This window comes from Rhodobacter capsulatus, assembly GCF_005144475.1.
Lineage (GTDB): Bacteria > Pseudomonadota > Alphaproteobacteria > Rhodobacterales > Rhodobacteraceae > Rhodobacter > Rhodobacter capsulatus_C.
This window is the reverse complement of the sequence record NZ_SWJZ01000038.1, coordinates 35,840-60,231: the sequence shown is the minus strand read 5'-3', so window position 1 is coordinate 60,231 and position 24,392 is coordinate 35,840. Positions and strand designations below refer to the sequence as shown.

General features: G+C 66.5%; 19 protein-coding genes. 13 read left to right on the top strand and 6 right to left on the bottom strand.

Annotated features, from left to right (window positions below; translation table 11 throughout):
* The 4 genes from FBT96_RS10085 to FBT96_RS10070 all read left to right on the top strand — a co-directional run.
* The coding region (locus FBT96_RS10085; protein ID WP_136906251.1) for an Ig-like domain-containing protein at positions 1 to 2,116 on the top strand (2,116 nt) is incomplete at its 5' end.
* Positions 2,117 to 2,126: 10 nt separating this feature from the next.
* The gene (locus tag FBT96_RS10080; protein WP_136906249.1) at positions 2,127 to 3,467 is read left to right on the top strand and encodes a TolC family protein; all 1,341 of its coding nucleotides are present in this window, start codon (positions 2,127 to 2,129) and stop codon (positions 3,465 to 3,467) included.
* 101 nt (positions 3,468 to 3,568) lie between these two features.
* Entirely contained in the window at positions 3,569 to 5,731 is a 2,163-nt protein-coding gene (locus FBT96_RS10075) for an ATP-binding cassette domain-containing protein (RefSeq protein ID WP_249306423.1), read from the top strand.
* The gene (locus FBT96_RS10070; protein WP_136906245.1) at positions 5,728 to 6,900 is read left to right on the top strand and encodes an HlyD family type I secretion periplasmic adaptor subunit; all 1,173 of its coding nucleotides are present in this window, start codon (positions 5,728 to 5,730) and stop codon (positions 6,898 to 6,900) included. The genes FBT96_RS10075 and FBT96_RS10070 overlap by 4 nt, the downstream gene beginning before the upstream one ends.
* On the opposite strand, the gene FBT96_RS10065 is transcribed toward FBT96_RS10070, so the two are convergent.
* A complete protein-coding gene (locus FBT96_RS10065; RefSeq protein ID WP_136906243.1) occupies positions 6,897 to 8,126 on the bottom strand; it encodes a PP2C family protein-serine/threonine phosphatase in 1,230 nt (409 codons plus the stop codon). The genes FBT96_RS10070 and FBT96_RS10065 overlap by 4 nt on opposite strands.
* Positions 8,127 to 8,333: 207 nt before the next feature.
* On the opposite strand from FBT96_RS10065, the gene FBT96_RS10060 reads away from it, so the two are divergent.
* The gene (locus tag FBT96_RS10060; RefSeq protein WP_136906241.1) at positions 8,334 to 8,663 is read left to right on the top strand and encodes an Hpt domain-containing protein; all 330 of its coding nucleotides are present in this window, start codon (positions 8,334 to 8,336) and stop codon (positions 8,661 to 8,663) included.
* Between the two features lie 3 nt (positions 8,664 to 8,666).
* On the opposite strand, the gene ilvA is transcribed toward FBT96_RS10060, so the two are convergent.
* Positions 8,667 to 9,914, bottom strand: coding sequence for a threonine ammonia-lyase IlvA (ilvA, locus tag FBT96_RS10055; protein WP_136906239.1), 1,248 nt, complete (start codon positions 9,912 to 9,914; stop codon positions 8,667 to 8,669).
* Between the two features lie 209 nt (positions 9,915 to 10,123).
* Here ilvA and FBT96_RS10050 point away from each other — a divergent pair, with 209 nt between their 5' ends.
* The 7 genes from FBT96_RS10050 (at position 10,124) to FBT96_RS10020 (ending at position 17,875) form a co-directional block, all read left to right on the top strand.
* Complete coding sequence (locus FBT96_RS10050) at positions 10,124 to 12,763, top strand: calcium-binding protein (RefSeq protein ID WP_136906237.1); 2,640 nt, start codon at positions 10,124 to 10,126, stop codon at positions 12,761 to 12,763.
* Positions 12,764 to 12,847: 84 nt separating this feature from the next.
* Entirely contained in the window at positions 12,848 to 13,411 is a 564-nt protein-coding gene (gene rfbC, locus FBT96_RS10045; protein WP_136906235.1) for a dTDP-4-dehydrorhamnose 3,5-epimerase, read from the top strand.
* An 88-nt stretch (positions 13,412 to 13,499) separates the two neighbouring features.
* Entirely contained in the window at positions 13,500 to 14,549 is a 1,050-nt protein-coding gene (gene rfbB, locus FBT96_RS10040; RefSeq protein WP_136906233.1) for a dTDP-glucose 4,6-dehydratase, read from the top strand.
* Complete coding sequence (locus FBT96_RS10035) at positions 14,546 to 15,223, top strand: hypothetical protein (RefSeq protein WP_136906231.1); 678 nt, start codon at positions 14,546 to 14,548, stop codon at positions 15,221 to 15,223. The genes rfbB and FBT96_RS10035 overlap by 4 nt, the downstream gene beginning before the upstream one ends.
* A 2-nt stretch (positions 15,224 to 15,225) precedes the next feature.
* Positions 15,226 to 16,071 (top strand): dTDP-4-dehydrorhamnose reductase, encoded by an 846-nt coding sequence (gene rfbD / locus FBT96_RS10030; protein ID WP_136906229.1) that lies wholly within the window; start codon positions 15,226 to 15,228, stop codon positions 16,069 to 16,071.
* Position 16,072: 1 nt separating this feature from the next.
* The gene (gene rfbA / locus FBT96_RS10025; RefSeq protein WP_136906227.1) at positions 16,073 to 16,948 is read left to right on the top strand and encodes a glucose-1-phosphate thymidylyltransferase RfbA; all 876 of its coding nucleotides are present in this window, start codon (positions 16,073 to 16,075) and stop codon (positions 16,946 to 16,948) included.
* 6 nt (positions 16,949 to 16,954) lie between these two features.
* The gene (locus tag FBT96_RS10020; protein ID WP_249306421.1) at positions 16,955 to 17,875 is read left to right on the top strand and encodes a glycosyltransferase; all 921 of its coding nucleotides are present in this window, start codon (positions 16,955 to 16,957) and stop codon (positions 17,873 to 17,875) included.
* Here the strand turns inward: FBT96_RS10020 and FBT96_RS10015 are convergent.
* From FBT96_RS10015 to FBT96_RS10005, 3 genes are all read right to left on the bottom strand, one after another.
* On the bottom strand, positions 17,872 to 18,987 hold the full coding sequence (locus tag FBT96_RS10015; RefSeq protein ID WP_136906225.1) for a DUF2793 domain-containing protein: 1,116 nt from the start codon (positions 18,985 to 18,987) through the stop codon (positions 17,872 to 17,874). The two genes, FBT96_RS10020 and FBT96_RS10015, sit on opposite strands and share 4 nt — an antisense overlap.
* 100 nt (positions 18,988 to 19,087) lie before the next feature.
* Complete coding sequence (locus FBT96_RS10010; protein ID WP_136906223.1) at positions 19,088 to 19,771, bottom strand: ABC transporter ATP-binding protein; 684 nt, start codon at positions 19,769 to 19,771, stop codon at positions 19,088 to 19,090.
* A 4-nt stretch (positions 19,772 to 19,775) separates the two neighbouring features.
* Entirely contained in the window at positions 19,776 to 20,864 is a 1,089-nt protein-coding gene (locus tag FBT96_RS10005) for a sugar transporter (protein WP_249306419.1), read from the bottom strand.
* Positions 20,865 to 21,087: 223 nt separating this feature from the next.
* Between FBT96_RS10005 and FBT96_RS10000 the strand changes: the two genes are divergently transcribed.
* Positions 21,088 to 21,891, top strand: coding sequence for an ABC transporter permease (locus FBT96_RS10000; RefSeq protein ID WP_136906219.1), 804 nt, complete (start codon positions 21,088 to 21,090; stop codon positions 21,889 to 21,891).
* A gap of 120 nt (positions 21,892 to 22,011) precedes the next feature.
* Here the strand turns inward: FBT96_RS10000 and FBT96_RS21635 are convergent, their stop codons facing one another.
* Positions 22,012 to 24,375, bottom strand: coding sequence for a hypothetical protein (locus tag FBT96_RS21635; protein ID WP_394347669.1), 2,364 nt, complete (start codon positions 24,373 to 24,375; stop codon positions 22,012 to 22,014).
* Between the last annotated feature and the right edge of the window lie 17 nt (positions 24,376 to 24,392).

The window sequence follows — 24,392 nt, the reverse complement described above, 5'->3', positions numbered from 1 at the left end:
GGACCCGACCGATCCCACGGACCCGACCGATCCCACGGACCCGACGGACCCGACCGATCCCACGGACCCGACCGATCCCACGGACCCGACGCCGACCGTTGATGATCGCGATCCGGCGACGCTGACCACGAATACCGAAGCGGAAGCGACGGTTTCGGGGACGGCGCAGGCGGGCTCGACCGTGGTGGTGACGCTGGGCGGCGAAACCATGACGGCCACCGTCGGCGCCAGCGGCACCTGGTCGGTGACCTTCGCCGGCTCGACCTTCCCGGCGGATGGCGATTATTCCTCGAGCGTGGTGGTCACCGCGCCCGGTGGCACCGTCTACAATCTCGACGGCCCCGATTACCTGATCGACATGACGCGTCCGCCGGTGGAAATCACCGATGGCACGCAATCGACCGGCGACATCGAAAACGCCGCCGAACATGCCGATGGCGTCACCATCCGCGGCACCAGCGAGCCGGGGGCGACGATCCGCGTCGTGATCAGCGGTCACGAACAGACCGCCACCGTCGGCGGGGATGGCACCTGGAGCGTGACCTTCCCGACCTCCGACGTGCCGGCGGGCACCTACAGCCAGGGGATGGTGGTCACCGCGACCGACATCCACGGCAACGTGACCACGCTGAGCGACACGCTGGTGGTGGACACCGAAACCACCGTCCGCTTCGACAACGGGCTGGCGGGCGGTGACGATCTGGTCAGCGGCGCCGAACGCGCCGCGGGCGATCTGGTGCTGACCGGAACGGCCGAGGCCGGAGCCTCGGTGGTGGTCAGTTTCGGCACCGGCTCGCGCAGCGTGACCGCCGATGCGAATGGCCGCTGGAGCACCTCCTTCAGTTCCAGCGAATATGCCGCGGGCACCTATACCGCCGAGGCCAGGGTCACCGCGACCGACCTTGCGGGCAATACCGCCACCACGACGCATCTGATTGATGTCGATACCGAGGTCTCGCCGATCTCGCACTGGACCGACACGCCCGGCACCGATGGCGTGGTGAACGGCGCCGAGGCCGCGAGCGGGCTGCAGATCGAAGGCACCGTCGAAGCCGGATCCGTCGTCACCGTGCAACTGGCCTCGGGCCGGATCGTCGTCGCCTCGGTGAATTCGGACGGCACCTGGTCGGCTCAGATCCCGGCTTCGGACCTGCCCACGACCGAGACGAACAACCTGCCGCTGACGGTGAACGCCACCGATCCCTATGGCAACACCACGACCCAGACCAGTCTGATCGACGTCGATCCGCTGGTGCGCAACTTCCATGCCTTCAGCACGGTGACGAACGACAACGTGGTGAACCGGACCGAGGCGCAGAGCGGATTTGCGATCTCGGGCACGGTCGAAGCCGGAGCGACGGTGGTGGTGACGCTGGAGAATGGCGCCACCCGCACCGTCACCGCCCAGGGCGACGGCACCTGGACCGCGGTCTTCACCACGACCGATCTGCCGGGCGGCTCCGGCGCGATGGGTTACACGGCCGTGGCCACCGATGCGGCGCAGAACACCGCGACGACCTCGGGCAACTTCAGCTATGATCTGGTGGCCCCGGATGCGCCGGTGATCGGCGACGTGACCAACAACGGCAACGGCACCCGCGGCCTTTACGCCGATGTCAGCGAAAGCGATCATTACGTGATCCAGACCGTGACCGCGGATGGCACCGTGATCCTGATGCGTGACAGCGAGCCGATGAGCACGCCCAGCGACGACGAATACTATTCGTTCAACCGGGTGCCGGATGGTCAGTTCCTCGTCGTCACCGACAGCGACACCGCCGGAAACGAGATGTCGACCCTGCTGGTCGTCAGCCCGAACGGCAGCGTGACGATGGATCTGAACAACAGCGGACTGACCCAGTTCGACTTCGGATCGATCGACCTGCATCACGCCTCGGTCGATCTGACGATCACCGCCGAGCAGCTGCAGACGCTGACCGGCGGCGACAACGACCTGATCGTCCGCGGCGATGCCAACGACCGCGTCACCGCGCTGGGCGCCACCGACACCGGCGAGACGGCGTCGCTCGACGGCCACAGCTACAGCATCTACACGCTGGGCGACGAGGGACACCGCATCCTGATCGACGACTCGATCACCAACGTCACGATCTGACGGTGCCCCGATGACCCGGAATGGCAGCTTCGCGCCGCTTTTCCGGGCCTCCACCGTGGCCCGGATGTCGGCGGCGGCACTGATTGCGATGACGACGAGCGGCTGTCTGGAAGGAACCCCCTTCCCCACCGGCCGCTCGGCCTTCTCTCCTGCGACGGCCGGCCTCGTGGCGGGCAAGCCGGGGACGACGGCCGAGACCTCTGCGATCATCGCCGAGCTGGCGGGCCGGGTTTCGGTTCTGCCCGGCGCCGGCCCCTATGCGCAGGTGGCCGAGGCGGTGCTGCGCGACGCCAAGGGCACGGCCAAGGCCGAGCTGCGGGTGGCGCGGCTGACGGCGCAGGCGACCTCGAAGAACTGGTTGCCGCGGATCGGGCCCAGCCTCAGCCTGACGCGGCTGGGCGATCTGGCGGCCGAGCTGCTGATCAGCCAGACCTTGTGGGACAATGGCGCGAAACGGGCCGAACGCGAGGCGGCGGCGGCCGATGTCGAAGTGGCGGCCGTGTCGCTTTCGGCCGAGATGAACGATACTGTGGCCGAGGGGCTGCGGGCCTACATCAACGCGCTGAAGGCCCGCGAACAGGCGGCGGTGGCCGATCTCTCGGTGGCGAAACTGGGCGATTTCAACGAGATCATGCAGATCCGCGTCGAAGGCGGGCTGTCGGATGGCACCGAGGCCCGGGTGCTGGCGCAAAAACTCTCCGAGATGCGGGCGACGGCGCAAGCCGATCGCGACACCGCCACGGCGGCGATGGCGCAGCTGCGCGCGATGACGTCGGCGCCGCTCGACGGGCTTGCCGGGATGAACGATCTGGCCCTGCCCGAGCCCCTGCCCGGGGCGCTTTCGGTGACGAAATCGCGCGCCGAGGCGGAAAGGGCCGAGGCCGAGGCGCGGATCGGCCGCGCCGGGCATCTGCCGAAGCTGGGCGCCGAGGCCAGCACCGGCAGTGGCGACAGCGACATCGGCCTGACGCTTGGCATCGACCAGATGCTGGGCTTCGGCACCAGGGCGCAGCTGGAAGCGGTCGAGGCCGCGCGCGAGGCGGCCACGGCCCGGGTGGCGCGGACCGAACAGACCGAGGCGCAGGAAGTGGCGTCGCTGCGCGCCAAGATCGCCGCGCTTGCCGCGCGGGAGGCCCGCGACGGCGCGGTGGTGGCGGAAACCGCCGCCGGGCTGGAGATGTTCACCGAACAATACAAGATGGGACGGCGGTCGCTGATGGATCTGGTGAGCATGTATGAAAGCCATGCGCAGATGGCCCATGCGCAGGCCGGGCTGAAGTATGACATCGCGCTGATAGAGCTGGAAATCGCGCGTAAACACGGGATATTGGTGGACGGCAGCAATATCTGAAACGGTGCGGGAGCTTGGCAGACCGGGTGATAGCCTTCGATCTGAACGCGGCCCGTGTCAGCGGGGCGTCCGATGGCGCTTTGCCCAAAGCCGTCCCCGCCATGCCCAGCGCGCCGAGGGCCCCCGGACGGGCACGGGCGCGGGCGGAACTGGCCTCGGCCTATGCCGCGCTTCTGGGCGCGCAGGTGCCCGCCGCCGACATTCTGGAACAGATGCTTCTGGCCGTCGGAGAGGCCACCGCCGCCGTCACCGGCGCCGAAGCGGGGGAAGTTCAGCCCGAACATATCGCCGCGGTGCTGCGGGTCGCGGGGATGACCGCCGCGGTCGAGGAGATCGCCCGGCTCTCGCCCGGGCAATGGCCGGCGCTGGCGCAGATGACCTCGGGGCAGCTCGTTCTGGTGATCCGGCAGGAAGCCGAGCTGCTGTTCGTCTATGACAAGACCTGCCCCGATCAGCGCGCCGAAGTGGCGCTGGCCGAATTCGCGCCGTTCTTTTCCGGCAAGATCATCCGCGCCCGCACTTCGCTGCGCCAGCTCGAACAACGCCACGCCCCCGACACCTCGCCCGAGCACTGGTTCTGGGGCGCGTTCAAGGCGCAACGCCGCGCCTTTGTCGAAGTGGCGCTGGGCTCGCTGTTTGCCAATATCCTGGCCGTCGCGGTCTCGATGTTCTCGATGCAGGTCTATGACCGCGTCATTCCGCACAAGTCCGAGGCGACGCTCTGGGTGCTGGCGCTGGGCGCGCTGCTGGCGCTTGTCCTTGAAATGGCGCTGAAACTCGCCCGGTCGGGGTTGATGGATCTGGCCGGGCGCAAGATCGAGCTGACGGTGCAGGGCCTGCTGATGGACCGGCTTCTGGGGATGAAGGCGGCGCCCGGGCGGCGCTCGCCCAGCCAGCTGTTTTCCGCGATGCGGGAATTTTCCTCGGTGCGGGAGTTCTTTACCGCCTCGACGATCGGCACGATCGCCGACATTCCCTTCATCTTCATCTTCCTCGCCCTTGTCGCCTCGATCGGCGGCAATCTGGTCTGGGTGCTGCTGGCGGGCGCCATCCTGATGGTGGTGCCCGGCTTCCTGATGCAGGGCAGGATGATGAAGATCACGCAATCGACGCAGGGCGCCTCCGCCCGGGCGGCGAAGCTTCTGCACGAGGCGATCTATGAACATGAAACGGTGGCCACCCAGCGCGGCGCCGACCGGTTCAAGCGGGTCTGGGAAGAGCTGACGACGCTTTCGGCGGTGAAATCCTCGGAAAGCCGCAAGCTGGCCTCGGCCCTGACCTATTGGGCGCAGATGGTGCAGCAGGCGACCTATGTGACCGCGGTGATGGTCGGCGCCTATATGGTCTTCGAGGGCGAATTCACCGTGGGCGCGATCATCGCGATCGGGCTTTTGACCTCGCGCACGCTGGCGCCGCTGACGCAGCTGGCGGGAACGATGGCGCGCTGGGCCAATGTGAAGGCTGCGCTGCAGGGTCTTGAGGAAATCGCCGGGGCCGATCAGGTGCAGGCCGCCAGCCGCAGCTATCTGCGCGCCGAGCGGATCGAGGGCGAATACGAGCTGCGCGGGCTGGAATTCAAATACGATCCCGAGTCCTCGGCGACGGTGGACATTGCCGCGCTGCGCATTCCGCCCGGGCAGAGGGTCGCCATTCTGGGCTCGAACGGCTCGGGGAAATCGACGCTGCTGAAGCTGCTGGCCGGGGTTTACGAACCGACGGCCGGGCGGATCCTGCTGGATGGTGTCGATATCGGCCAGCTGCATCCGCGCGATCTGCGCCGGGCGGTGGGGTATCTGTCGCAGGACGTGCGGCTGTTTTCCGGCACGTTGCGCGACAACCTGAACCTGACGCAGCTGGAACGCGACGAGGACCGGCTTTACCGCGCGCTGGATTTTGCCGGGCTGGGGCCGTTCCTGCGCGGCCATCCGAAGGGCCTTGATCTGCCGATCCGCGACGGCGGCGAGGGGCTTTCGGTCGGGCAGCGCCAGTCGATCGGCTGGGCGCGGCTCTGGCTGCAGGATCCGACGGTGGTGATCCTTGATGAACCCACCGCGGCGCTGGACACCACGCTCGAAACCACGCTGGTGAGCCGATTGGAAACCTGGCTGGACGGGCGCACGGCGATCATCGCGACGCATCGGGTGCCGATCCTGGCGCTGACCGCCCGCACGCTGATCTTGCAAAACGGCCGGATGGCGGTCGATGGCCCGCGCGATGCGGTGCTGGCGCATCTGACCAAGGCGAAGGCCGGGGGGCCGAAATGAGCACCGTCGATCCTGCGGCGGTGACCACGGCGGCGCGGCGGATGAGCTGGACGATCTGGCTGATCGGCCTGTCGATCCTGGCCTTTCTGGTCTGGTCCGCCTATGCCCGCATCGACCAGATCGTGCGCGGCCCCGGAGAGATCGTCTCCTCCTCGAAGCCGCAGATCATCCAGAACCTGGAAGGCGGGATTCTGGCGGAACTCAATGTGTCCGAGGGCGACGAGGTCTCGCCCGGCACGGTGCTGGGGCGGCTGCACGAGACCTCGTATCGGACCCAGGTCGATGATCTGCAGGCGCAGATCGCGGCGCTGGAAATCCGGCAGCTGCGGCTCGAGGCCGAGATGAACGGGCTGGATGAATTCGTGCCGAGCGAGGAGCAGGATCGGCTTGTCCCCGAGATCGTGAAGTCGGAAAGCGCGCTGCTGCTGGCGCGGCTGAGCGATTTTTCCTCGCGCAAGAAGGGTGCCGCGGCGATCCTGAAACAGGCCAAGGCCGAGCGCGACATGCTGGAAAAGATGTTCGAACGCGATGTCGCGCCGCTGATCGAGGTGACCAAGGCGCGCAAGGCCTTTTCCGATGCCGAGGCGCAGCTGAACGACATCGTCACCAAGGCGGAGCTGGAACGCGCCTCGGACTATTCCGAGACGCTGGAAAAGCTGGGCACGTTGCGCCAGCAGCTGAAACTGTCGGAAGATCAGCTGACGCGGACCACGCTGACCTCGCCGATGCACGGGATCGTCAACAAGCTCTCGGTGACGACGATCGGCGGCGTCGTGCGGCCGGGCGAGGAGATCCTGGAAATCATCCCGCTGGATGAAGAACTGTTCATCGACGCCCGGATCGCGCCGCAGGACATCGCCAACGTGAAGCTGGGACAGGCGGCGACGATCAAGCTGTCGGCTTATGATTACACGATTTACGGCAGCCTGCAGGGCGCGGTGCATTTCGTTTCGGCCGACACGTTCAAGGACGAACAGAAGCCCGATGCCGAACCCTATTACAAGGTGACGCTGCGGGTCGATCTGGCGCATATGACCGAACGGCAGCGCCGTCTTGAAATCCGGCCCGGGATGCAGGCGACGGTGGAACTGCACACCGGCGAAAAGACCGTGCTGCACTATCTGCTCAAGCCGCTTTACAAATCGCGCGAGGCGCTGCGCGAGCCTTAACCGACGTTTTCCTTGGCGCCGTAGAATTCGAACAGCACCGCCGACACATCGTCGGCCAGGTTGTCCGAGGTCATGCGCTGCAATTCCCAGTAAAGCGCATCCAGAAAGGCCGGGCCGCGCAGCAGGTTCAGCCGCTTGAGCAGCATCGCCAGCCCCTCCTCGCCGATCTGCGGCCGCCGCGGCGGTTCCGCCTCGGTGATGCCGTCCGAGCCCAGAAACAGCCGGTCCCCGGGCGCAAGCCGGGTGGTGACGGTTTCGTAGCTCGCCCCCTCGATCAGCCCGACGGGCAGGCCGCCATCGCCCAGAAATTCCACCGAGCCATCGGCGCGCAGCACCGCCGGATGCGGATGGCCCGCCTGCACCAGCGCGACCTTGCCGGAAATCAGGTCCACATCGGCATAGATCAGGGTGAAATAGCTGTCGGTCTGCATTTCCTCGAGCACGAGGGTGTTCAGATAAGCCGCCAGATCGGCCGGGTCGCGGCCGTCGTAAAAGCCGAATTCGGTCTGGATCAGGGCGATGTTCTGTTCGGGCGAGGTGCCCGACAGATAGCCCGCCAGCCGCGCCGTCATCAGCGCCGAGGTGATGCCATGCCCCGAGACGTCGATGCCGTAAAGCCCGACGCGGCGGATGTTGATCGGGAAGAAGCCGACCAGATCGCCGCCGACATGGCCCGAAGGCCGCAGCGTCAGCGACACCTGCGCATTGCCGAAGCTGCGGTGGCGTTCCTTGACCAGACTTTGCTGCAGCTTGCAGGCCTCGACCAGATCCCGGTTGATCGAATCGTAAAGCGACTGCAACTCGCCCAGCGCCGAGGAAAGCTGCCGGTTCTTCTCCTTCATCGCATGTTCCATGGTCAGGATGCGTTCGCCCGCCATCAGCCGGGCCCGCAGCTCGTCACCATTCACCGGCTTGGCCAGAAAATCATCGGCGCCGCTTTGCAGCCCCTCGGCCACGTCATGCTTTTCGGTCTTCGAGGTCAGAAGGATGAAATAGCCGTAGCCCTCGCGCGGCATGGCGCGGAACTTGTGACAGAATTCGATCCCCGACATGCCGGGCATCATCCAGTCGGACAGCACGAAATCGGGCTCGATCCGGTCGCAGATTTCCAGCGCCTCTTCTGCCGTGCCCGCCTCCAGCACCTCGTAGCCCGACCGCGAGAGCAGGGCGGACAGGATGCGACGCTGCATCTTGCTGTCGTCCACGACCAGAACCCGGCGCGGCACGGGGGCGGGCTCGGAAGCTGAGGTCGGATCTGGACGGTCTGAAATCGGATCTGTCACGGGCTCACCGGCACTATGCATGGCGCACCTTGCGCGATCGACCTTAAGAACAGGTGAATCGCCGTAATCCTGATCGGGGGTTAAAGCTTCCGCAAGGAATGGCCCGTAGCCTTTCGCTGTGGTGAAGAAAAGGGCTCTGTGGAGGGAACTATGATCGATTGGGAACGGGTCGCCGAGTTGCGATCCGAAATCGGCGCCGAAGGGTTTGCCGAAGTGCTCGAGCTGTTTCTCGACGAGGTCGAGAATGTGGTGATGAACCTGGGCCGCAAGCCGGACAAGCTGGGCGACGAGCTGCATTTCCTCAAGGGGTCGGCCTGGAATCTGGGCTTTCGCGACTTCGGGGCGATCTGTCAGGACGGCGAACGCCGCTGCGCCGCGGGCAATGCCGCGACGGTGGACATTCCCGCCGTGCTCGACTGTTACGGCCGCTCGAAGGACATCTTCATGGGCCGGGTCGACGAATTCCTGTCCGCCGCCTGAGGCTCAGATCAGGAATTCGGCGATCGCGGAATCGTCGGTGATGTCGCGGTAATCAAAGCCCGCGGCATCCAGCTTTTGCGTCAGCGCATCGAAGGCGCCCGCCTGCTTCGTCTCGATGCCGATCAGCACCGAGCCGAAGTTGCGGGCGGATTTCTTCAGATATTCGAACCGCGCGATGTCGTCTTCCGGCCCCAGCATCGACAGGAATTCGCGCAACGCCCCCGGCCGCTGCGGCATCCGCAGGATGAAATATTTCTTCAGTCCGGAATAGCGCTGCGCCCGTTCCTTGACCTCGGGCAGCCGCTCGAAATCGAAATTCCCCCCCGACGTCACGCAGACCACGGTCTTGCCGCGGATCTGCTCGGCCAGTTCGGGCAGCACGTTCAGCGCCAGCGCCCCGGCCGGTTCCAGCACGATCCCCTCGTGGTTCAGCATCTCGAGCATGGTCAGGCAGATGCGATCTTCCGGCGCCAGCAGGATTTCTTCGGGGGTCACCCAATCCAGCGCCGCAAGCGGCAAGGCCCCGATCCGCGCCACCGCCGCGCCATCGACAAAGCTGTTGACATGCTTGAGCGTCACCGGCGTTCCCGCCGTCACCGCCGCGGTCAGGCTGGCGCCGCCCTGCGGCTCGACGAAGCGATAGCCCGTCTGCGGTGCCGTCGCGCGCAGATAGCCCGTCACCCCCGCCGCCAGACCGCCGCCGCCCACCGGCAGAATGACCAGATCGGGCGCGCGGCCAAGCTGATCGAGGATCTCGACCCCCACCGAGGCCTGGCCCTCGATCACGTTCTCGTCGTCGAAGGGCGAGAGGAAATGCGCCCCCGCCTCGGCACAGAATTTCTGCGAGGCCGCCAGCGTCTGATCGAAATAATCGCCCGTCAGCACGATCTCGACCGCATCGCCGCCAAAGGTGCGGGTCTTGTCGATCTTCTGCTGCGGCGTCGTCACCGGCATGAAGATCGTCCCCTGCACGCCGAAATGGCGGCAGGCAAAGGCCACGCCCTGCGCGTGATTGCCCGCGCTGGCACAGACGAACTGCCGCGCCTCGGGGGTGATCTCCAGCAGCTTGCGCATCGCGGTGAAGGCGCCGCGCAGCTTGTAGCTGCGCACCGGCGTCAGGTCTTCGCGCTTCAGCCAGATCTCGGCCTCGTAGCGTTTGGACAGGAAATCGTTGCGCTGCAAGGGCGTCGGCTCGAAGAGCGTGCGCAGGGCGCGGGTGGCGGCAAGGGCGGCAAGGGCAAATTGGGTCATGCGCCGATTAGACCCGTCCTTGCGCGCTTGGCAAGCACCGAGCGACAGGATCGCGCCGAGACCGGCCAAGGTTGGCGCCGAAACGGACCGTTTCCAGATTGGCGATTTGCGCAAAATTGCGTCCAAGAGTCATAATTTCGCCGTGATCGCGACACGGCCGGGACGACGCGACGGCAGAGCCTGCCCCTGCTCATCTTGGGGGGTGTGCGATGCGGATTGCTTTCACAAGACGGGTCGAGTCCGGGTTCTCCCTGCTCGACACGAATATCGAACGACTCGAAATCGTCGCGACGGCTTCGGGAACCTTCCTTTACAGCGTGACCGGCAGCAATGGCGGCATCCTGGCCTGGCGGATCGGCGCCGGCGCCGTGCCAAGCGTCGCCGACAGTTTCTACTTCCCGGGCAGCCTTGCCGGGATGGCGGCGCTGGATCTGTCCTGGGCCACGTTCAACGGCTACACTCGGATCATCTTTGGCGTCACCCAGGGCGGCGATCTGCTGAGCAGCAATTCCGACGCCTCCGGCGATCTGGGCCGCCAGACGACGATCCGGCTGAACGACGCGCATTCCCCGTGGCTGCAAAACGGCCTGCTGACGGCGGAAATCGCCAGTGGCGCCGACATGATCTATGTTTCCGACGCGATCAGCGGGGTGTTGAACGGCTATGCGATCGACGCCGACGGCATTCCGCGCTGGGTTTCGGGCACCGCCAGCCCCTCGGGCGGGACGGTCGGCGGGCAGGTGCTGCTCGAGATGGTGGCGGTGGCCGGACAGGAGTTCCTGCTGCGCGCCGATTGCGGCTTCGACGGTGTCGCCAGCTATCGCGTCGGCGCCAATGGCGCGCTGGTGCAGGTCGGCACGCTCGGGGCGTCGAACGGGCTGGGCGTGAACGACCCCACCGTGATGACCACGATCGCCGCCTTCGGCAAGACCTTCGTGCTTTTGGGCGCGGGCGGCAGCGGCACGATTTCGGTGATGGAACTGACCGCGACCGGCAGCCTGCGCCCGACCGATCACCTGATGGACACGCTCGACAGCCGCTTCGGCACGATCACCGCTCTGGAGGCGATCGCCGTGCGGGGCCGGGTCTTCGTGGTGGCTGGCGGCGGCGATGACGGGCTGACCCTGTTCACGCTTCTGCCCGACGGGCGGCTGGTGCAGCTGCAGACCCTGGAGGACGGCACCGGGCTTGGCCTGCAGGACATCACCACCGTGGCGATGACCCTGGTCGGCACCGAGCTGCAGATTTTCGTCGCCTCGGGCGCCCAATCCGGGCTGAGCCTGTTGCGCATCGATCTGGCCGCTCTGGGCGTGACGGTGAACGGCGCCCCCAGCGGCAGCCTGCGCCGCGACGGCTCCGCGCTTGATGATCTGCTGGTGGCCAACACCAGCGGCGGCGACACGCTGATGGGGCTCGCGGGCGAGGACGTTCTGGTCTCGGGCCCGGGCAGCACGGTGATGTTCGGCGGCGCGGGCAACGACACGTTCGTGATCCGCAGCTCCGTCAATCGGCAATATGTGATGGATTACAGCCCCGGCGACCGCATCGATCTCAGCGGCCTGCCGATGCTGCGCTCGACCGCGCAGCTGATCGCCACGCCCACCGACCGCGGCCTGCTGCTGTCCTTTGGCGGCACCGAGATCGAGATCGTTTCCGCGACCGGGCGGCCGCTGGCGCTGAGCGACATCTGGGCCGGGCTGAGCTTCGGCCTGCCCGACCGGCTGCTGATGCTGGGCGAGCTGCAGGGCGAGCGGATCGTGGCGGGCAGCGGCGGCGGCGCGTTGTCCGGCACGATCGGCCGCGACACCCTGATCGGCAGCAGCCGGGCCGACACGATCCGCGGCCTCGAGTCAAGCGACATGATCCAGGGCGGTGGCGGCAATGACGTGATTTTCGGCGACAGCGGCAATGACACGATCGCGGGCAATGACGGCGACGATTCCCTGGTCGGGGGCGAGGGCGCGAACCGGATGAACGGCGGCAACGGCAATGACACGCTGACCGGCGGCGAGGACATCGACGTGCTCAACGGCGCGACGGGCGACGATTCCCTCGTCGGCGATGGCGGCGCCGACAGGCTGCTGGGCGACATCGGCCGCGACACGCTGCTGGGCGGGGCGGGCAACGACAACCTGAACGGCGGTGGCGACGACGATCGGCTTTCGGGCGGCGAGGGCAACGACTTCCTTGGCGGCGGCGCGGGCAATGACACGCTTTTGGGCGACGCGGGGGACGACACGCTGCGGGGCGACGCGGGCAACGACCGGATCGAGGGCGGCGCCGGGGTCAATCTGCTCAGCGGCGGCGCCGGGGCCGACACGCTTCTGGGCGGATCGGGCAATGACAGCCTTTATGGCGGGATGGAAACCGGCACGCCCGAAGATCTGGCCGACAGCCTGTCGGGCGGCGGCGGCGATGACGCGCTTTGGGGCGGCGCGGGGGCCGACACCCTGCGCGGCGACAGCGGCAACGACACCCTGCGCGGCGGCAGCGGCGCCGACCTGCTTGACGGCGGCGACGGCGACGACTGGCTTTTCGGCGAGAGCGGCAACGACCTGCTGACCGGCGGGCTGGGCAAGGATGTCTTCCTGCATGACGGCTCGGCCGGGGCGGGCACCGACTGGATCTCCGATTACGGCGCCGACGACCGGCTTGTCTTCACCCGCGCCGGGGCGCAGATCGGCGAGTTCGGGCTCCGATGGGTCAATCTGGGCGGTGACGCCGCGGTGCGGGACGTGCAGCTCATCCATCGCCCGACCGGCGCCGCGGTCTGGACGGTGGTGGATGCCGAAAGCCTGCAGCGGCTGACGATTCAGATCGGCGGCGAGACGCATTACCTGCTGGTCTGACGACGGGGCTTGCGACAGGCCGGGTGACTTTGGCGCAAGCAATTGTTAAGCAGGCGCGGAACCCATCTTGCAACGAGGACCGCGATGCTCGTCGAAGACACGCCGCTTGCCGGTGTCAAACTGATCACCCCCCGCCGCTTCGGCGACCACCGGGGCTTCTTCTCCGAAAGCTACTCGGCCAAGGCGCTGGCCGAGCACGGGATCGACACCGTCTTCGTGCAGGACAACCATTCGCTGTCGATGACCGTGGGCACGATCCGCGGCCTGCATTTCCAGACCCCCCCGCATGCGCAGGACAAGCTGGTGCGCTGCGGCAAGGGCTGTCTTTTCGATGTCGCGGTCGACATCCGCAAGGGCTCGCCCACCTACGGGCAGTGGTTCGGCGCCGAGCTGAGCTTTGAAAACGGCCGTCAACTGCTGGTGCCCAAGGGCTTCGCGCATGGCTTCGTCACCCGCGCGCCGGAAACCGAGATCATCTACAAATGCTCGGATTACTATCACCCGGAAACCGAGGGCGCGCTGATCTGGAACGACCCCGATATCGGCATCGACTGGGGCATGGGCGATCTGGAGCCGGTGCTGTCGGCCAAGGATGCGGTCGCGGGGCGGATCGCCGATTTCGACAGCGCCTTCACCTGGCAGGGCTGAGACCACACCGACAGGATTGCAAAGGTCGGTTGTCCTTTGCAATCTGCGCAAGTAAGCCTGTTTCAAACCAGAAGAAATGGAATTTGCCATGAAGATTCTCGTGACCGGGGGGGCAGGGTTCATCGGCTCCGCGGTGGTGCGTCTGGCGATCGCGCGCGGTCATGCCGTGGTCAATGTCGATGCCCTGACCTATGCCGCCTGTCTCGACAACGTCGCCTCGGTCGCCAGCGCGCCGCTTTATGCGTTTGAACAGGCCGACATCCGCGACGGCGCCGCCATCGCCGCCATTCTGGACCGCCATCAGCCCGATGCGGTGATGCATCTGGCGGCGGAAAGCCATGTCGACCGCTCGATCGACGGGCCGGGCGTCTTCATCGAGACGAATGTGATGGGCACCTATCAGATGCTGCAGGCCGCCCGGCAGCATTGGGAAGGCCGCGGTCGTCCCGAGAGCTTCCGCTTCCATCACATCTCCACCGACGAGGTCTTCGGGTCCCTGCCGCATGACCCCGCGGTCAAGTTCACCGAAGACACGCCCTATGATCCGCGCAGCCCCTATTCGGCCTCGAAGGCGGGCTCGGATCATCTGGTCCGCGCCTGGCACGAGACCTATGGCCTGCCCGTGGTGCTGACGAATTGCTCGAACAATTACGGGCCGTTCCATTTCCCGGAAAAGCTGATCCCGGTGATCATCCTGAACGCGCTGGCGGGCAAGGCGCTGCCGATCTATGGCGACGGCTCGAACATCCGCGACTGGCTTTATGTCGAGGATCACGCCGATGCGCTGCTGACCGTGGTCGAAAAGGGCGCGGTCGGGCGCAGTTACAACATCGGCGGCGAGAACGAGCGCACCAACCTCGAACTGGTCCGCACCCTCTGCGCGATCCTCGACCGCAAGCGCCCGAAGGCCGCGGGCAGCTATGCCGATCAGATCACCTTCGTCACCGATCGCCCCGGCCATGACGCCCGTTATGCGATCGACCCGACGCGGATCCGCACCGAACTGGGCTGGCGGCCCTCGGTCACGGTCGAAGAGGGGCTGGAACGCACCGTCGACTGGTATCTGGCGAACGAAAGCTGGTGGCGGGCGTTGCAGAACCGCGACGGCGTCGGCCAGCGATTGGGGGTCAAGGGGTGAACCACGCGGGAACGGGCACGCTCTGGCTGCATGTCGGCACCCACAAGACCGGGACGACCTCGATCCAGCGGGCGTTGCAGCGTTCGACCGGCCCGCTGCGGGCGGCGGGTATTGCGGTTCATTCCAAATCGAACGCCTGGTCCCTGGCGAACACCTTCCTGCGTCCCGAGATCCGCTCGACCCCGCGGGTAAGCCTTGGCGAGCCGCTGCCCGATCTGGCCCGGCTTGCCGCGGTTCCCGCCGAGATCGCGGCGATGCGCGGGACCGCCCCGGACATGATCATCAGCAGCGAGGAATTCTGCCTGCTGCGCACGCCGCTCGAGGCCTTTGCGCTGCAAAGCAGCCTTGCCGCAGGCTTTGCGCGGATCGTGCCGCTGATCGCCCTGCGCAATCCGGACGACTGGCGGGCTTCGCGCGCCGATCAGCTGCGCAAGACCGGCAACTGGGACCTGCAAAAGGCGCTGCCCGACGATCACAGCACCGATGGCGCCTGGTATTACGACACCGCGGCGATCCTGGCCTTCTGGCAGGGGATCGGCACGCCGGTGGTGCTGGATTACGACCGGATTTGCGCCGAAGAGGGCGACATCCTGCCCGCCTTCGCGCGGGCGATCGGTCAACCGGGTCTGTTCGACGGGCTCGACATGCGTTTCAACACTCGGGTCAGGGGCTGAAAATGAAGGTTCTCGTGTTTGGTCGGACGGGTCAGGTCGCGACAGAATTGCAACGCCAGCTGCCGCAGGCCGTGTTTCTGGGACGCGAGCAGGCCGATCTTGCCGATCCCGAGGCCTGCGCGGCCGCGATCCGCGACAGCGACGCCGCGGCGGTGATCAATGCCGCCGCCTGGACCGCGGTGGACAAGGCCGAGGCCGAGGAAGCCGCGGCGACGGTGGTGAATGGCGATGCCCCCGCGGCGATGGCCCGGGCGGCGGCGGCAAGGGGCATCCCCTTCCTGCATGTCTCGACCGATTACGTCTTTTCCGGCGCGGGCAGCGCGCCCTGGGTCGAGACCGATCCGGTGGCGCCGCAAAATGCCTATGGCCGCAGCAAGCTGGCCGGGGAACAGGGCGTCCGCGCGGCGGGCGGCGCTGCGGCGATCCTGCGCACCTCCTGGGTGTTTTCCGCGCATGGGGCGAATTTCGTGAAGACCATGCTGCGGCTGAGCGAGAGCCGCGACGCGCTGAACGTGGTCGAAGACCAGATCGGCGGTCCGACCCCCGCGGCCGACATCGCGGCGGCGCTGGTCATCATGGCGCAGAAGATGGTCGCCGGACAGCCCGGCGGCACCTATCATTTCGGCGGCAGCCCCTGGGTCAGCTGGGCCGATTTCGCCCGCGAGATCTTTGCCCGGGCCGGGCGCAAGGTGGCGGTGACGGGCATTCCGACCGCGGCCTATCCGACGCCTGCGCTGCGCCCGCTCAACAGCCGGATGGACTGCACGGCGCTGACGCGCGATTTCGGCATCGCCCCGCCCGACTGGCAGGTCGGTCTTTCCAAAGTTTTGAAAGAACTGGAGATTTGAAATGACGACACGCAAGGGTATCATTCTGGCCGGGGGCTCGGGCACGCGGCTTTATCCGATCACCATCGGCGTCTCGAAGCAGCTTCTGCCGATCTATGACAAGCCGATGGTCTATTATCCGCTCTCGGTGCTGATGCTGGCGGGGATCCGCGAGATCGCGATCATCACCACGCCGATCGATCAGGAGCAGTTCAAGCGCACGCTGGGCGACGGTTCGCAATGGGGTCTCAGCCTGACCTATATCGCGCAGCCCTCGCCCGACGGTCTGGCGCAGGCCTATATCCTGGCCGAGGAATTCCTGGACGGCGCCCCCTCGGCGATGGTGCTGGGCGACAACATCTTTTTCGGCCACGGGCTTTCGGCGCTGCTGGCCGAGGCCGATGCCCATGCGACCGGCGGCACCGTCTTCGGCTATCGCGTCGCCGATCCGGAACGCTATGGTGTGGTGGATTTCGACACCGAGGGCAAGGTCCGGGCGATCATCGAAAAACCGCCGGTGCCGCCGTCGAACTTTGCGGTGACCGGGCTTTACTTCCTCGATGGCAGCGCCCCCGAACGCGCCCGCAAGGTCACGCCCTCGGCGCGGGGCGAGCTGGAAATCGTCACGCTTCTGGAAATGTATCTGGCCGAGGGCAGCCTGCGGGTCTGTCCGATGGGCCGCGGCTATGCCTGGCTTGATACCGGCACGCATGGCAGCCTGCTGGATGCGGGCAATTTCGTCCGCACGCTGGAAAAACGGCAGGGCCTGCAGACCGGCAGCCCGGACGAGATCGCCTTTGAACGCGGCTGGATCGATGCCGAGGGCCTGCGCGCCCGGGCGAAGCTGTTCGGCAAGAACGATTACGGCGATTATCTGCGCAAGCTGCTGGAAGGGTGAGGGGCGGTGGCCTCGGTCACGATCCTGATGGCGACCTGGAACGGGGCAACCCGGCTGGTGCCGCAGCTCGACAGTTTCGCCGCGCAAAGTCTTGTGCCCGCAAGGCTGATCGTCAGCGATGACGGCTCGACCGATGCGACGGTGCAGGTGCTGACCGACTGGGCCGCCGCCCATCCCGAGATCGCCGTCACGCTGCGGGCCGGGCCGCGGGCCGGGGCGGCGCAGAATTTCCTGTCGCTGCTGCGCCTGCCGGTCGAAACCGATCTTTGGGCGATTTCCGATCAGGACGATGTCTGGCTGCCGGAAAAACTGCAGGTCGCGGCGGCGGCGCTGGCGCCTTTGCCCGACGGGCAACCGGCGCTTTACTGCGGCCGCTCCTTCGAGGTGAACGAGGACCTGACCGGGCACCGGCTCTCTCGCGGCGCCCCCCGGCCCGCCTCTTTTGCGCATGCTTTGGTGCAGAACATCGCGGGCGGCAATACGATGGTGCTCAACCGCGCCGGGGCCGAGGCGATCCGTGCCGCCGCCCTGCGCACCACCGATACGGTGATCCATGACTGGTGGATCTATCAGGTGATCACCGGCATCGGCGGCCGGGTGATCTTCGACAACACGCCGCATCTGCTTTATCGTCAGCACGAGGGCAATGTGATCGGCGCGAACCGCGGCGCGCTGGCCACGCTGATGCGGGCGCATATGCTGGTGACGGGGCGGTTTTCCGACTGGTGCAAACGCAACATCGCCGCGCTGCGCACGATCGAGGATCTGCTGACGCCGGAAAACCGCGCCCTGCTGAGCGCCTTTGAACAGGCCCGCGCCCTGCCGCCGCTGCAAAGCCTTGCCGCGATCCGCCGCGCGGGCTTTTACCGGCAAGGCCTGCGCGGGCAGCTTTCCCTTTATGCCGGGGCGCTGCTGCGACGGCTTTAGACCCAGCGGCCGAGGGCGATCAGATCGGCCTTGAAGACATCGGCATTGGCCGCACCGCCCAGCCGCACGACATGGATGCCCGCCGCCGCCGTGGCATCCAGATCGCCGACGCAACCCGCGCAGCTGCGCCGGTCCTGGGTCAGGCCGGTCGGCGCCACGCCGCGGCAGATCACCACCGGCGCGGCGACGAAGACCTTGGGGTAGGTCCAGCTGACATCGGCGGTCCTGTAGGGCGCGGCAAAGGACCCCGCGCCCTGCGCGATGATCGAGCCGAGCGAGCGCTGCGCGAAACAGATCTGCGTGCCATCGGCGAAACGGATGTAGTCGCCGTTCGTGGTGGTGCCGCGCTCCAGCACCGCCCCCGTCGGCACGCCCGCGCTTTGCGCCACCGTGCCCAGCAGATTGCCCGGCCCGTAGCCCCAATCCGCCCGCATCAGCCGCCCCGCCGTCACATCGGTCCGCGACTGCTGCACCGCCAGGCCCGACACCAGCCCCGTCGCTCCGGCAAAGCTGAACGCGGTCTTCCAGGCCGTGCCATCGGCGCTGACCTTGATCGCGAAACTGTCGCTGCCCGTCGTGCCCATCTCGGCCCGGCCCGACCAGGAGGTCTGGAACAGCAGGCTTGCGGTATCGGTGGGCAGCGCCTTGTTGAGCTTCAGCTGATGCCCCGCGCCCTCGTGACTGAGCAGCGTCGCCGCGGCCTGGACCGCCAGCCGGTTCGTGGCGTCATGGCTGGTATTGATGCCCAGCCCGGGCAGGTTGTCGGTCTCGACCGGCGCCAGCCCCCAGGCGCTGCCGTCGAACATCAGCAACGCCCCGTCGGACAGATCCCGCGCCGTCCAGCCCGGCTGCGGCACCGCGAAGAGCCAGCCGCTGCCGGTCCAGAGCGCTACCGCCCCGTCCTGCCCGGTCCAGGCCGCCGCCCCGCCCGCGGCGACGATGTGGCGGTCGCCGGTCTGCGGCGAGGCGGGCGGCACCGTCAGCGTCCGGTCCAGCACCGCAAGCTGCACGATCGCATCGAGCAGGCTCAGCGCCTCGTTGTGGGTGACATGCTTTTGCGCCTGCGACGGCAGGAGGAGGGGCAGCCCCAGAAGCGGGGTTTGATCGGCCATGGTGATCTCCGCGGGTGATGAACGGCCCCAGCTTTCCCGCGGGAAGGTAAAGATGCCCGCACAGCGGCGCGCGCCCGGGACCGCGGATCGGCAACGGATCTCAGACGCCGCCGGGCGTCCGGGCGGCGTTGCGCTGCATCGCCTTCTGGTAATGCTCGATCGCCTGGCCGACCTCGGGGTAGTAATAAAGCTGCCCGCCCTCCAGATAGACCCCCGAGGCGCAGAGCCGCTTGAGTTCCCCGAACTGGTGCGAGACGATGATCGCGCTCGAGGTCTTCAGCCGCTCCTGCATGAAGGATTGGCACTTCGACTTGAACGAGGTGTCGCCGACCGACATCACCTCGTCGATCAGATAGGTGTCGAAGGGCACGGCCATCGACATGGCAAAGGCCAGCCGGGACCGCATCCCCGAGGAATAGGTCCGCGTCGGCAGGTGGAAATGCTGGCCCAGATCGGCGAAGTCGCGGCAGAAGCGGATCGCCTCGTCGGTGTCGATGCCGTAGACCCGGGCGATGAAGCGCACGTTCTGCGCCCCGGTCAGATCGCCGTGAAAGCTGCCGGCAAAGCCGATCGGCCAGGACACCGACCCGTCCGAAAGCACCTCGCCGCTGTCCGGCTCGACCGTGCCCGCGATCATGCTGAGCATGGTGGATTTGCCCGCGCCATTGCCGCCCAGAAGCGCCACCGCCTCGCCCGTCGGAAAGACGAAGTTGATGTCGCGCGCGACCGTTTTCGACACCCCGTTCAGCCGGAAGGTCTTGTTCAGGCTCCGCAGCTCGATCATCGGCTCAGCGCCTGTCGCGCAGACTGTAGAAGATCAGGACGCAGATCGACCAGGCCAGCGTCAGGAACACCGCCGTCAGCCCGGCAATCAGACCGCGCCGCGGATAGGTCGAGGCCTCGGCCATCGAGGGCGTCGTGTAGCTGGCCAGATAGCGGCTTTGCCGCTGCGCCTCGGCCTTGGCCGAATCGAGCGAGGCCATCGCCGCCAGATAGGCCGAATTCGCATATTCGACATCGACGCTCAGCCGTTCGTATTCGGCCATCAGCGTCGGGTAATCCTCGGTCGATTCCACATCGGGGTTTTCCGTGTCCCCCATGCCGAACTTGCTTTTTTCCTGTTCGATCAGCGTCTGGATCACGTCGATGCGGCGGCGCGACTGCGACACCCGCGGATCGTCGCCCGAGGAGGTTTCCAGCGTCAGGTTCAGGTCGATATAGGCCTGCGCCAGCTGCTGCTCGAGCGAGGTCATCAGCCCCATCTGCCCCTGCACATCCGCCGCCGGATCGATCAGCCGGGTCTTCGAGCGGAACCGGGTGCGTTCCTCGCGCGCCTGTTTCAGCCGCTCGATCGCCACGGCCAGTTCTTCGCGCGCGTAGCGGGTGGCATCCTCGCGGGCGATCGCCGACATCTCGTTGATCACCGCGGTCGATTCCGCGACGATCTCGCGGGCGATCGCCAGGGCATCCTCGCGGGTGAAGGCGCGGCTCTCGACTTCGATCAGGCCGCTGTTCGAGGCATAGGAAATCCGCACCATCCGCTGCCAGTAGTCGACCAGATCCTCGATCGTGCCGTCGGGGTCATAAGTGAAGACCGGATCGAAGGCGGGACGCGAAAACACCTGCGCCAGATCGATCTTGCGGTTGATCCGCTCGACCAGGGTGCGGCTCTGGATGAATTCGTAGACCACCTCGGCATCCGAGGAGCTGCTTTGCGTCAGCATCGACAGCCCGCCCAGCAGCGCACCGGCGGAACTCATGTCTTCGGAATGGACGGTGAAGCCCACCTTCGAGGCATATTGATCGGCGGCGATCAGATACAGATAGACGACGGCCAGAACGGTCGGGGCGACGACGCCCAGGACAAAGCTGGACAACAGAACCTTGTGCCGGAACCGCGGCCTTGCCGCAGCCGGATTTGGGATCGGCTTCGGTGCGCGTTTGACCGCGGCATCGGCCGCTTCCGACAGCTGCTTGTTAATCGCCCTTACTCCCGTCGCGCCATCGAGGTGACGCAACTCATGGTTATTTGTCCCTCGCATTGCAAGCAAAAAAGCACTAGGAAATTCTCGCTGAACCCCCCCTCGGAGGCCCGTTTCCATGGCAAAAGCCGCAGTTTCCGTCCGGACCAACCGGGGCAGGCTGATCGGCGCCCGCGCCGTCTTCGCGCTGATCCTGCGCGAGATGACGACGACCTACGGCAAGTCCATCGGCGGCTATTTCTGGACCGTCGCGGAACCAGTGGCGGCCATCGCGCTGCTTTCGGTGGTGTTCTCGATGATCGTGCACAAGCCGCCGCTGGGGCAGAGCTTCATCCTGTTCTACGCCAGCGGGTATCTGACGCTGACCGCCTACAACGCGATCTCGATCAACGTCGCGATGTCGATCCGCTTTTCCAAGGCGTTGCTGGCCTATCCAAGCGTGACCTACATCGACGCGATCGCGGCGCGGCTGATCCTGACGACGCTGACGCAGCTGCAGGTCTTCGCCATCGTCATCGCCGTCGCCATCGCCATGCAGCACAGCCAGATCAACCTCGATTTCCTGGCGCTTGGCCGCGCCTGGGGCATGCTCATCGCGCTGGGCACCGCGGTCGGATTGCTGAACTGCTATCTGATGAGCACCTTTCCGGCCTGGCAGATGGTCTGGGCGGTGCTGAACCGGCCGATGTTCCTGGTGGCGGGGGTGCTGTTCCTGATCGACAACATGCCCGAACCGGTGCGGATCATCAGCCTGCTGGTGCCGCCGACCCATGTCGTCATGATGATGCGCAAGGGCATTTATGACACTTATGACGCGGTCTATGTTTCCGAAACCTACGTCTACGGGGTTTCGCTGCTGATCGGCGCGCTGGGGATGATCCTGTTGCATCGTCACCACCGCAAAATCCTCTCGGAACGCTGAAACTCAGGGCAAGCAGCGCGGAACGGCGCTGCAATGACGCAAACAGACTTGACGGCGTGCCCGGTCCCGTTACACCCGATTTTCAGCCGGACACAGTTGCCGCACGCCCGAATATCGGAATTACAGCAAAGGCAAAGCATGAAAAACCTTGGGCCAAAGAATGTCGGAAACGCTGCAAGTCCGGTAAAAGCCTCCACGTCGCGTCGGCCCGTGCAGGCAAGCAGCTCTCCGGCAAGCACGTCTTCGGCAGGACGCAAGCGCAAGGCCCAAAGCACGACGCCGATCTGCCTGCTTGTGCTTGGCATGCACCGCTCCGGCACCAGCATGCTCAGCCGCCTGCTGAACATCGCGGGCTATGCCCTGCCCGCCGAGCTGATCGGCGCGAACGAGAGCAACCCGACCGGCCATTGGGAGCCCCTCGTTCTGAACACGCTCAACGAGGACTTCCTGACGAAGATCGGCAGCGCCTGGTCCGACTGGTCGCATGTCGATCTCGAGGCCGTGCCCGAAGATGTCCTGGCGGCCTATCGCAGCGACCTGCGCGGCTGGCTGCGGACGGAAAAGGGCAGCCGCTACAGTCTGGTGCTCAAGGAACCGCGGGTCTGCCGACTGGCGCAGCCGATCCTTGACGCGCTGTCCGAGGAAGGGTTCGAAACCCGCGTCATCCTGCCTTATCGCAACCCGCTGGACGTGGCGCGGTCGCTGGAAAGCCGCGACCGGATTCCGCTGCGGCGCGGCGTGCTGCTCTGGATGCGCCATGTGCTGGATGCCGAACTGTTCAGCCGCGGCCTGCGGCGCAGCTTCGTCGATTATGCGGGCCTGATGGCGGACTGGGCGACCGAGACGGAACGGCTCAGCCGGGATCTCGGGCTGGAGCGTCTGGGCCGGATCGACGAGATCGCCGAAGAGGCGGATTCCTTCATCTCCGAGGAGCACCGCCACCATCAGGGCGAAATCGACACGCTTGCAGCGATCGATTTCACCTCGGGGATGGCGCTGACGATCTACCGCGCGCTGGCCGATCTTTGCGCCGATCCGAACAAGGCCGAGGTGATGGAGCGCTTCGACGGGCTGCGCGCGCAGCTCGACGAGATGGAGCGCCTGACGCTGCCGACCCAGCGCGAGGCCGACCGGCTGCTGGCGCAGGTGCAGACGACGCTGCGCACGCTTGAGACCGAGCATCTCGACCTGCAGGTCCGGTACGAGGACATGACCCGCAATGTCGGCGGCATCTGGGAGCTGCACAGCACCGTTGCCGAGCTGAACCGCAAGAACGAGTCCTTCATCTCGGATCTGAGCGCGCGGCTGGCGGAACGCGAGAATGCGGTGCGGATGCGGACCGAAGAGCTGATGCAGGCGCAAAGCCTGCTGAGCGAAAAGGTCACCGAGATCAACGCCCTGAATGCGCGGCTGGCGGAACTTGGCAACACTGGCCAGATGCTGCAGCAGCGTCTTGACGATGCCACGAAGCGGCTTGAGGAAAGCTCTGCCGAGCGGACCGTCCAGGATGAGGCGACGCAGACCCGCATCGCCCAGCTCGAAGAACAGCTGTCGCAGGCCCGGGCGAAGCTGGAGGCCGGTCTGGCGGAACGCAGCCGCATCGAGACCGAACGCTGGCAGCTGGAACAGGATCTGATGCTGCGTCTGGCCGATCTCGAGGCGAAGCTGGCGGCCAGCCAGACGCAGATCGAGCATCTGCAAGCGGAGCGCGACGATCTGGCGTCCCGGCTGAACACGGCCGAACAGGCGCTGACCGAAGCCGCCGCCGACAAGGCCGAGACGACCGCGCAGCTGGCGGCGGTGTCCGGGGCTCTGGACACCGAACGGGGCGAACGGCTGGCGGTCGAAACCCGCCTTGGCGACGTCCATCAGCATCTGGCCGGCACCCGCGAGGAGCTGACCGAAACCCGCGGGCGGCTGACCGAAACCCGCGACCAGCTGACCGAGACCCAGGACCGGCTGATCGAAACCCGTGACGCGCTGACCGAAACCCGCGTCAAGCTGTCCGACACCTCGGCGCAGCTGTCGGAAACCCGCGACCAGCTGGCCGGAACCCACGGGCTGCTGACCGAAACCCGGGCGGCGCTGACCGGCACCCGCGAGGAGCTGATCGAAACCCGCGGGAAATTCACCGAAACCTTCGACCAGCTGACCGACACCCGCGAGCAGTTGCTGGATACCCGCGGTCAGCTGTCGGAAACCCGCGGCCTGCTGACCGAGACGCGCGGGCTGCTGACCGAAACCCGCGAAGAGCTGACCGGCACCCGCACGAAGCTGTCCGAGACCTTCGCGCAGCTGACCGGCACCCGCGAGGAGCTGAGCCAGACCCGCACGAAACTTTCCGACACCTCCGGCCAGCTGGTCGAGACCCGCGAGCACCTGAGCGAGACCCACGGAGAGCTGATCGAGACCCGGAGCCAGCTGACCGAGACGCTGGGCCAGCTGACCCAGACCCGCGGGCAGCTGTCGCAGACGCGCGAACATCTGGCCGAGGCGCATGG

Excerpts from the sequence above, each read along its gene's own strand:
- FBT96_RS21635 (WP_394347669.1), bottom strand. The coding sequence starts at position 24,375 with ATGTTCGCGCGTCTGCGACAGCTGCCCGCGGGTCTGGGTCAGCTGGCC.
- FBT96_RS10010 (WP_136906223.1), bottom strand. The coding sequence starts at position 19,771 with ATGATCGAGCTGCGGAGCCTGAACAAGACCTTCCGGCTGAACGGGGTG.
- FBT96_RS10080 (WP_136906249.1), top strand. The coding sequence starts at position 2,127 with ATGACCCGGAATGGCAGCTTCGCGCCGCTTTTCCGGGCCTCCACCGTG.
- FBT96_RS10015 (WP_136906225.1), bottom strand. The coding sequence starts at position 18,987 with ATGGCCGATCAAACCCCGCTTCTGGGGCTGCCCCTCCTCCTGCCGTCG.
- rfbD (WP_136906229.1), top strand. The coding sequence starts at position 15,226 with ATGAAGGTTCTCGTGTTTGGTCGGACGGGTCAGGTCGCGACAGAATTG.
- FBT96_RS10060 (WP_136906241.1), top strand. The coding sequence starts at position 8,334 with ATGATCGATTGGGAACGGGTCGCCGAGTTGCGATCCGAAATCGGCGCC.
- FBT96_RS10050 (WP_136906237.1), top strand. The coding sequence starts at position 10,124 with ATGCGGATTGCTTTCACAAGACGGGTCGAGTCCGGGTTCTCCCTGCTC.
- rfbB (WP_136906233.1), top strand. The coding sequence starts at position 13,500 with ATGAAGATTCTCGTGACCGGGGGGGCAGGGTTCATCGGCTCCGCGGTG.
- rfbA (WP_136906227.1), top strand. The coding sequence starts at position 16,073 with ATGACGACACGCAAGGGTATCATTCTGGCCGGGGGCTCGGGCACGCGG.
- FBT96_RS10000 (WP_136906219.1), top strand. The coding sequence starts at position 21,088 with ATGGCAAAAGCCGCAGTTTCCGTCCGGACCAACCGGGGCAGGCTGATC.
- ilvA (WP_136906239.1), bottom strand. The coding sequence starts at position 9,914 with ATGACCCAATTTGCCCTTGCCGCCCTTGCCGCCACCCGCGCCCTGCGC.
- FBT96_RS10075 (WP_249306423.1), top strand. The coding sequence starts at position 3,569 with ATGCCCAGCGCGCCGAGGGCCCCCGGACGGGCACGGGCGCGGGCGGAA.
- FBT96_RS10070 (WP_136906245.1), top strand. The coding sequence starts at position 5,728 with ATGAGCACCGTCGATCCTGCGGCGGTGACCACGGCGGCGCGGCGGATG.
- rfbC (WP_136906235.1), top strand. The coding sequence starts at position 12,848 with ATGCTCGTCGAAGACACGCCGCTTGCCGGTGTCAAACTGATCACCCCC.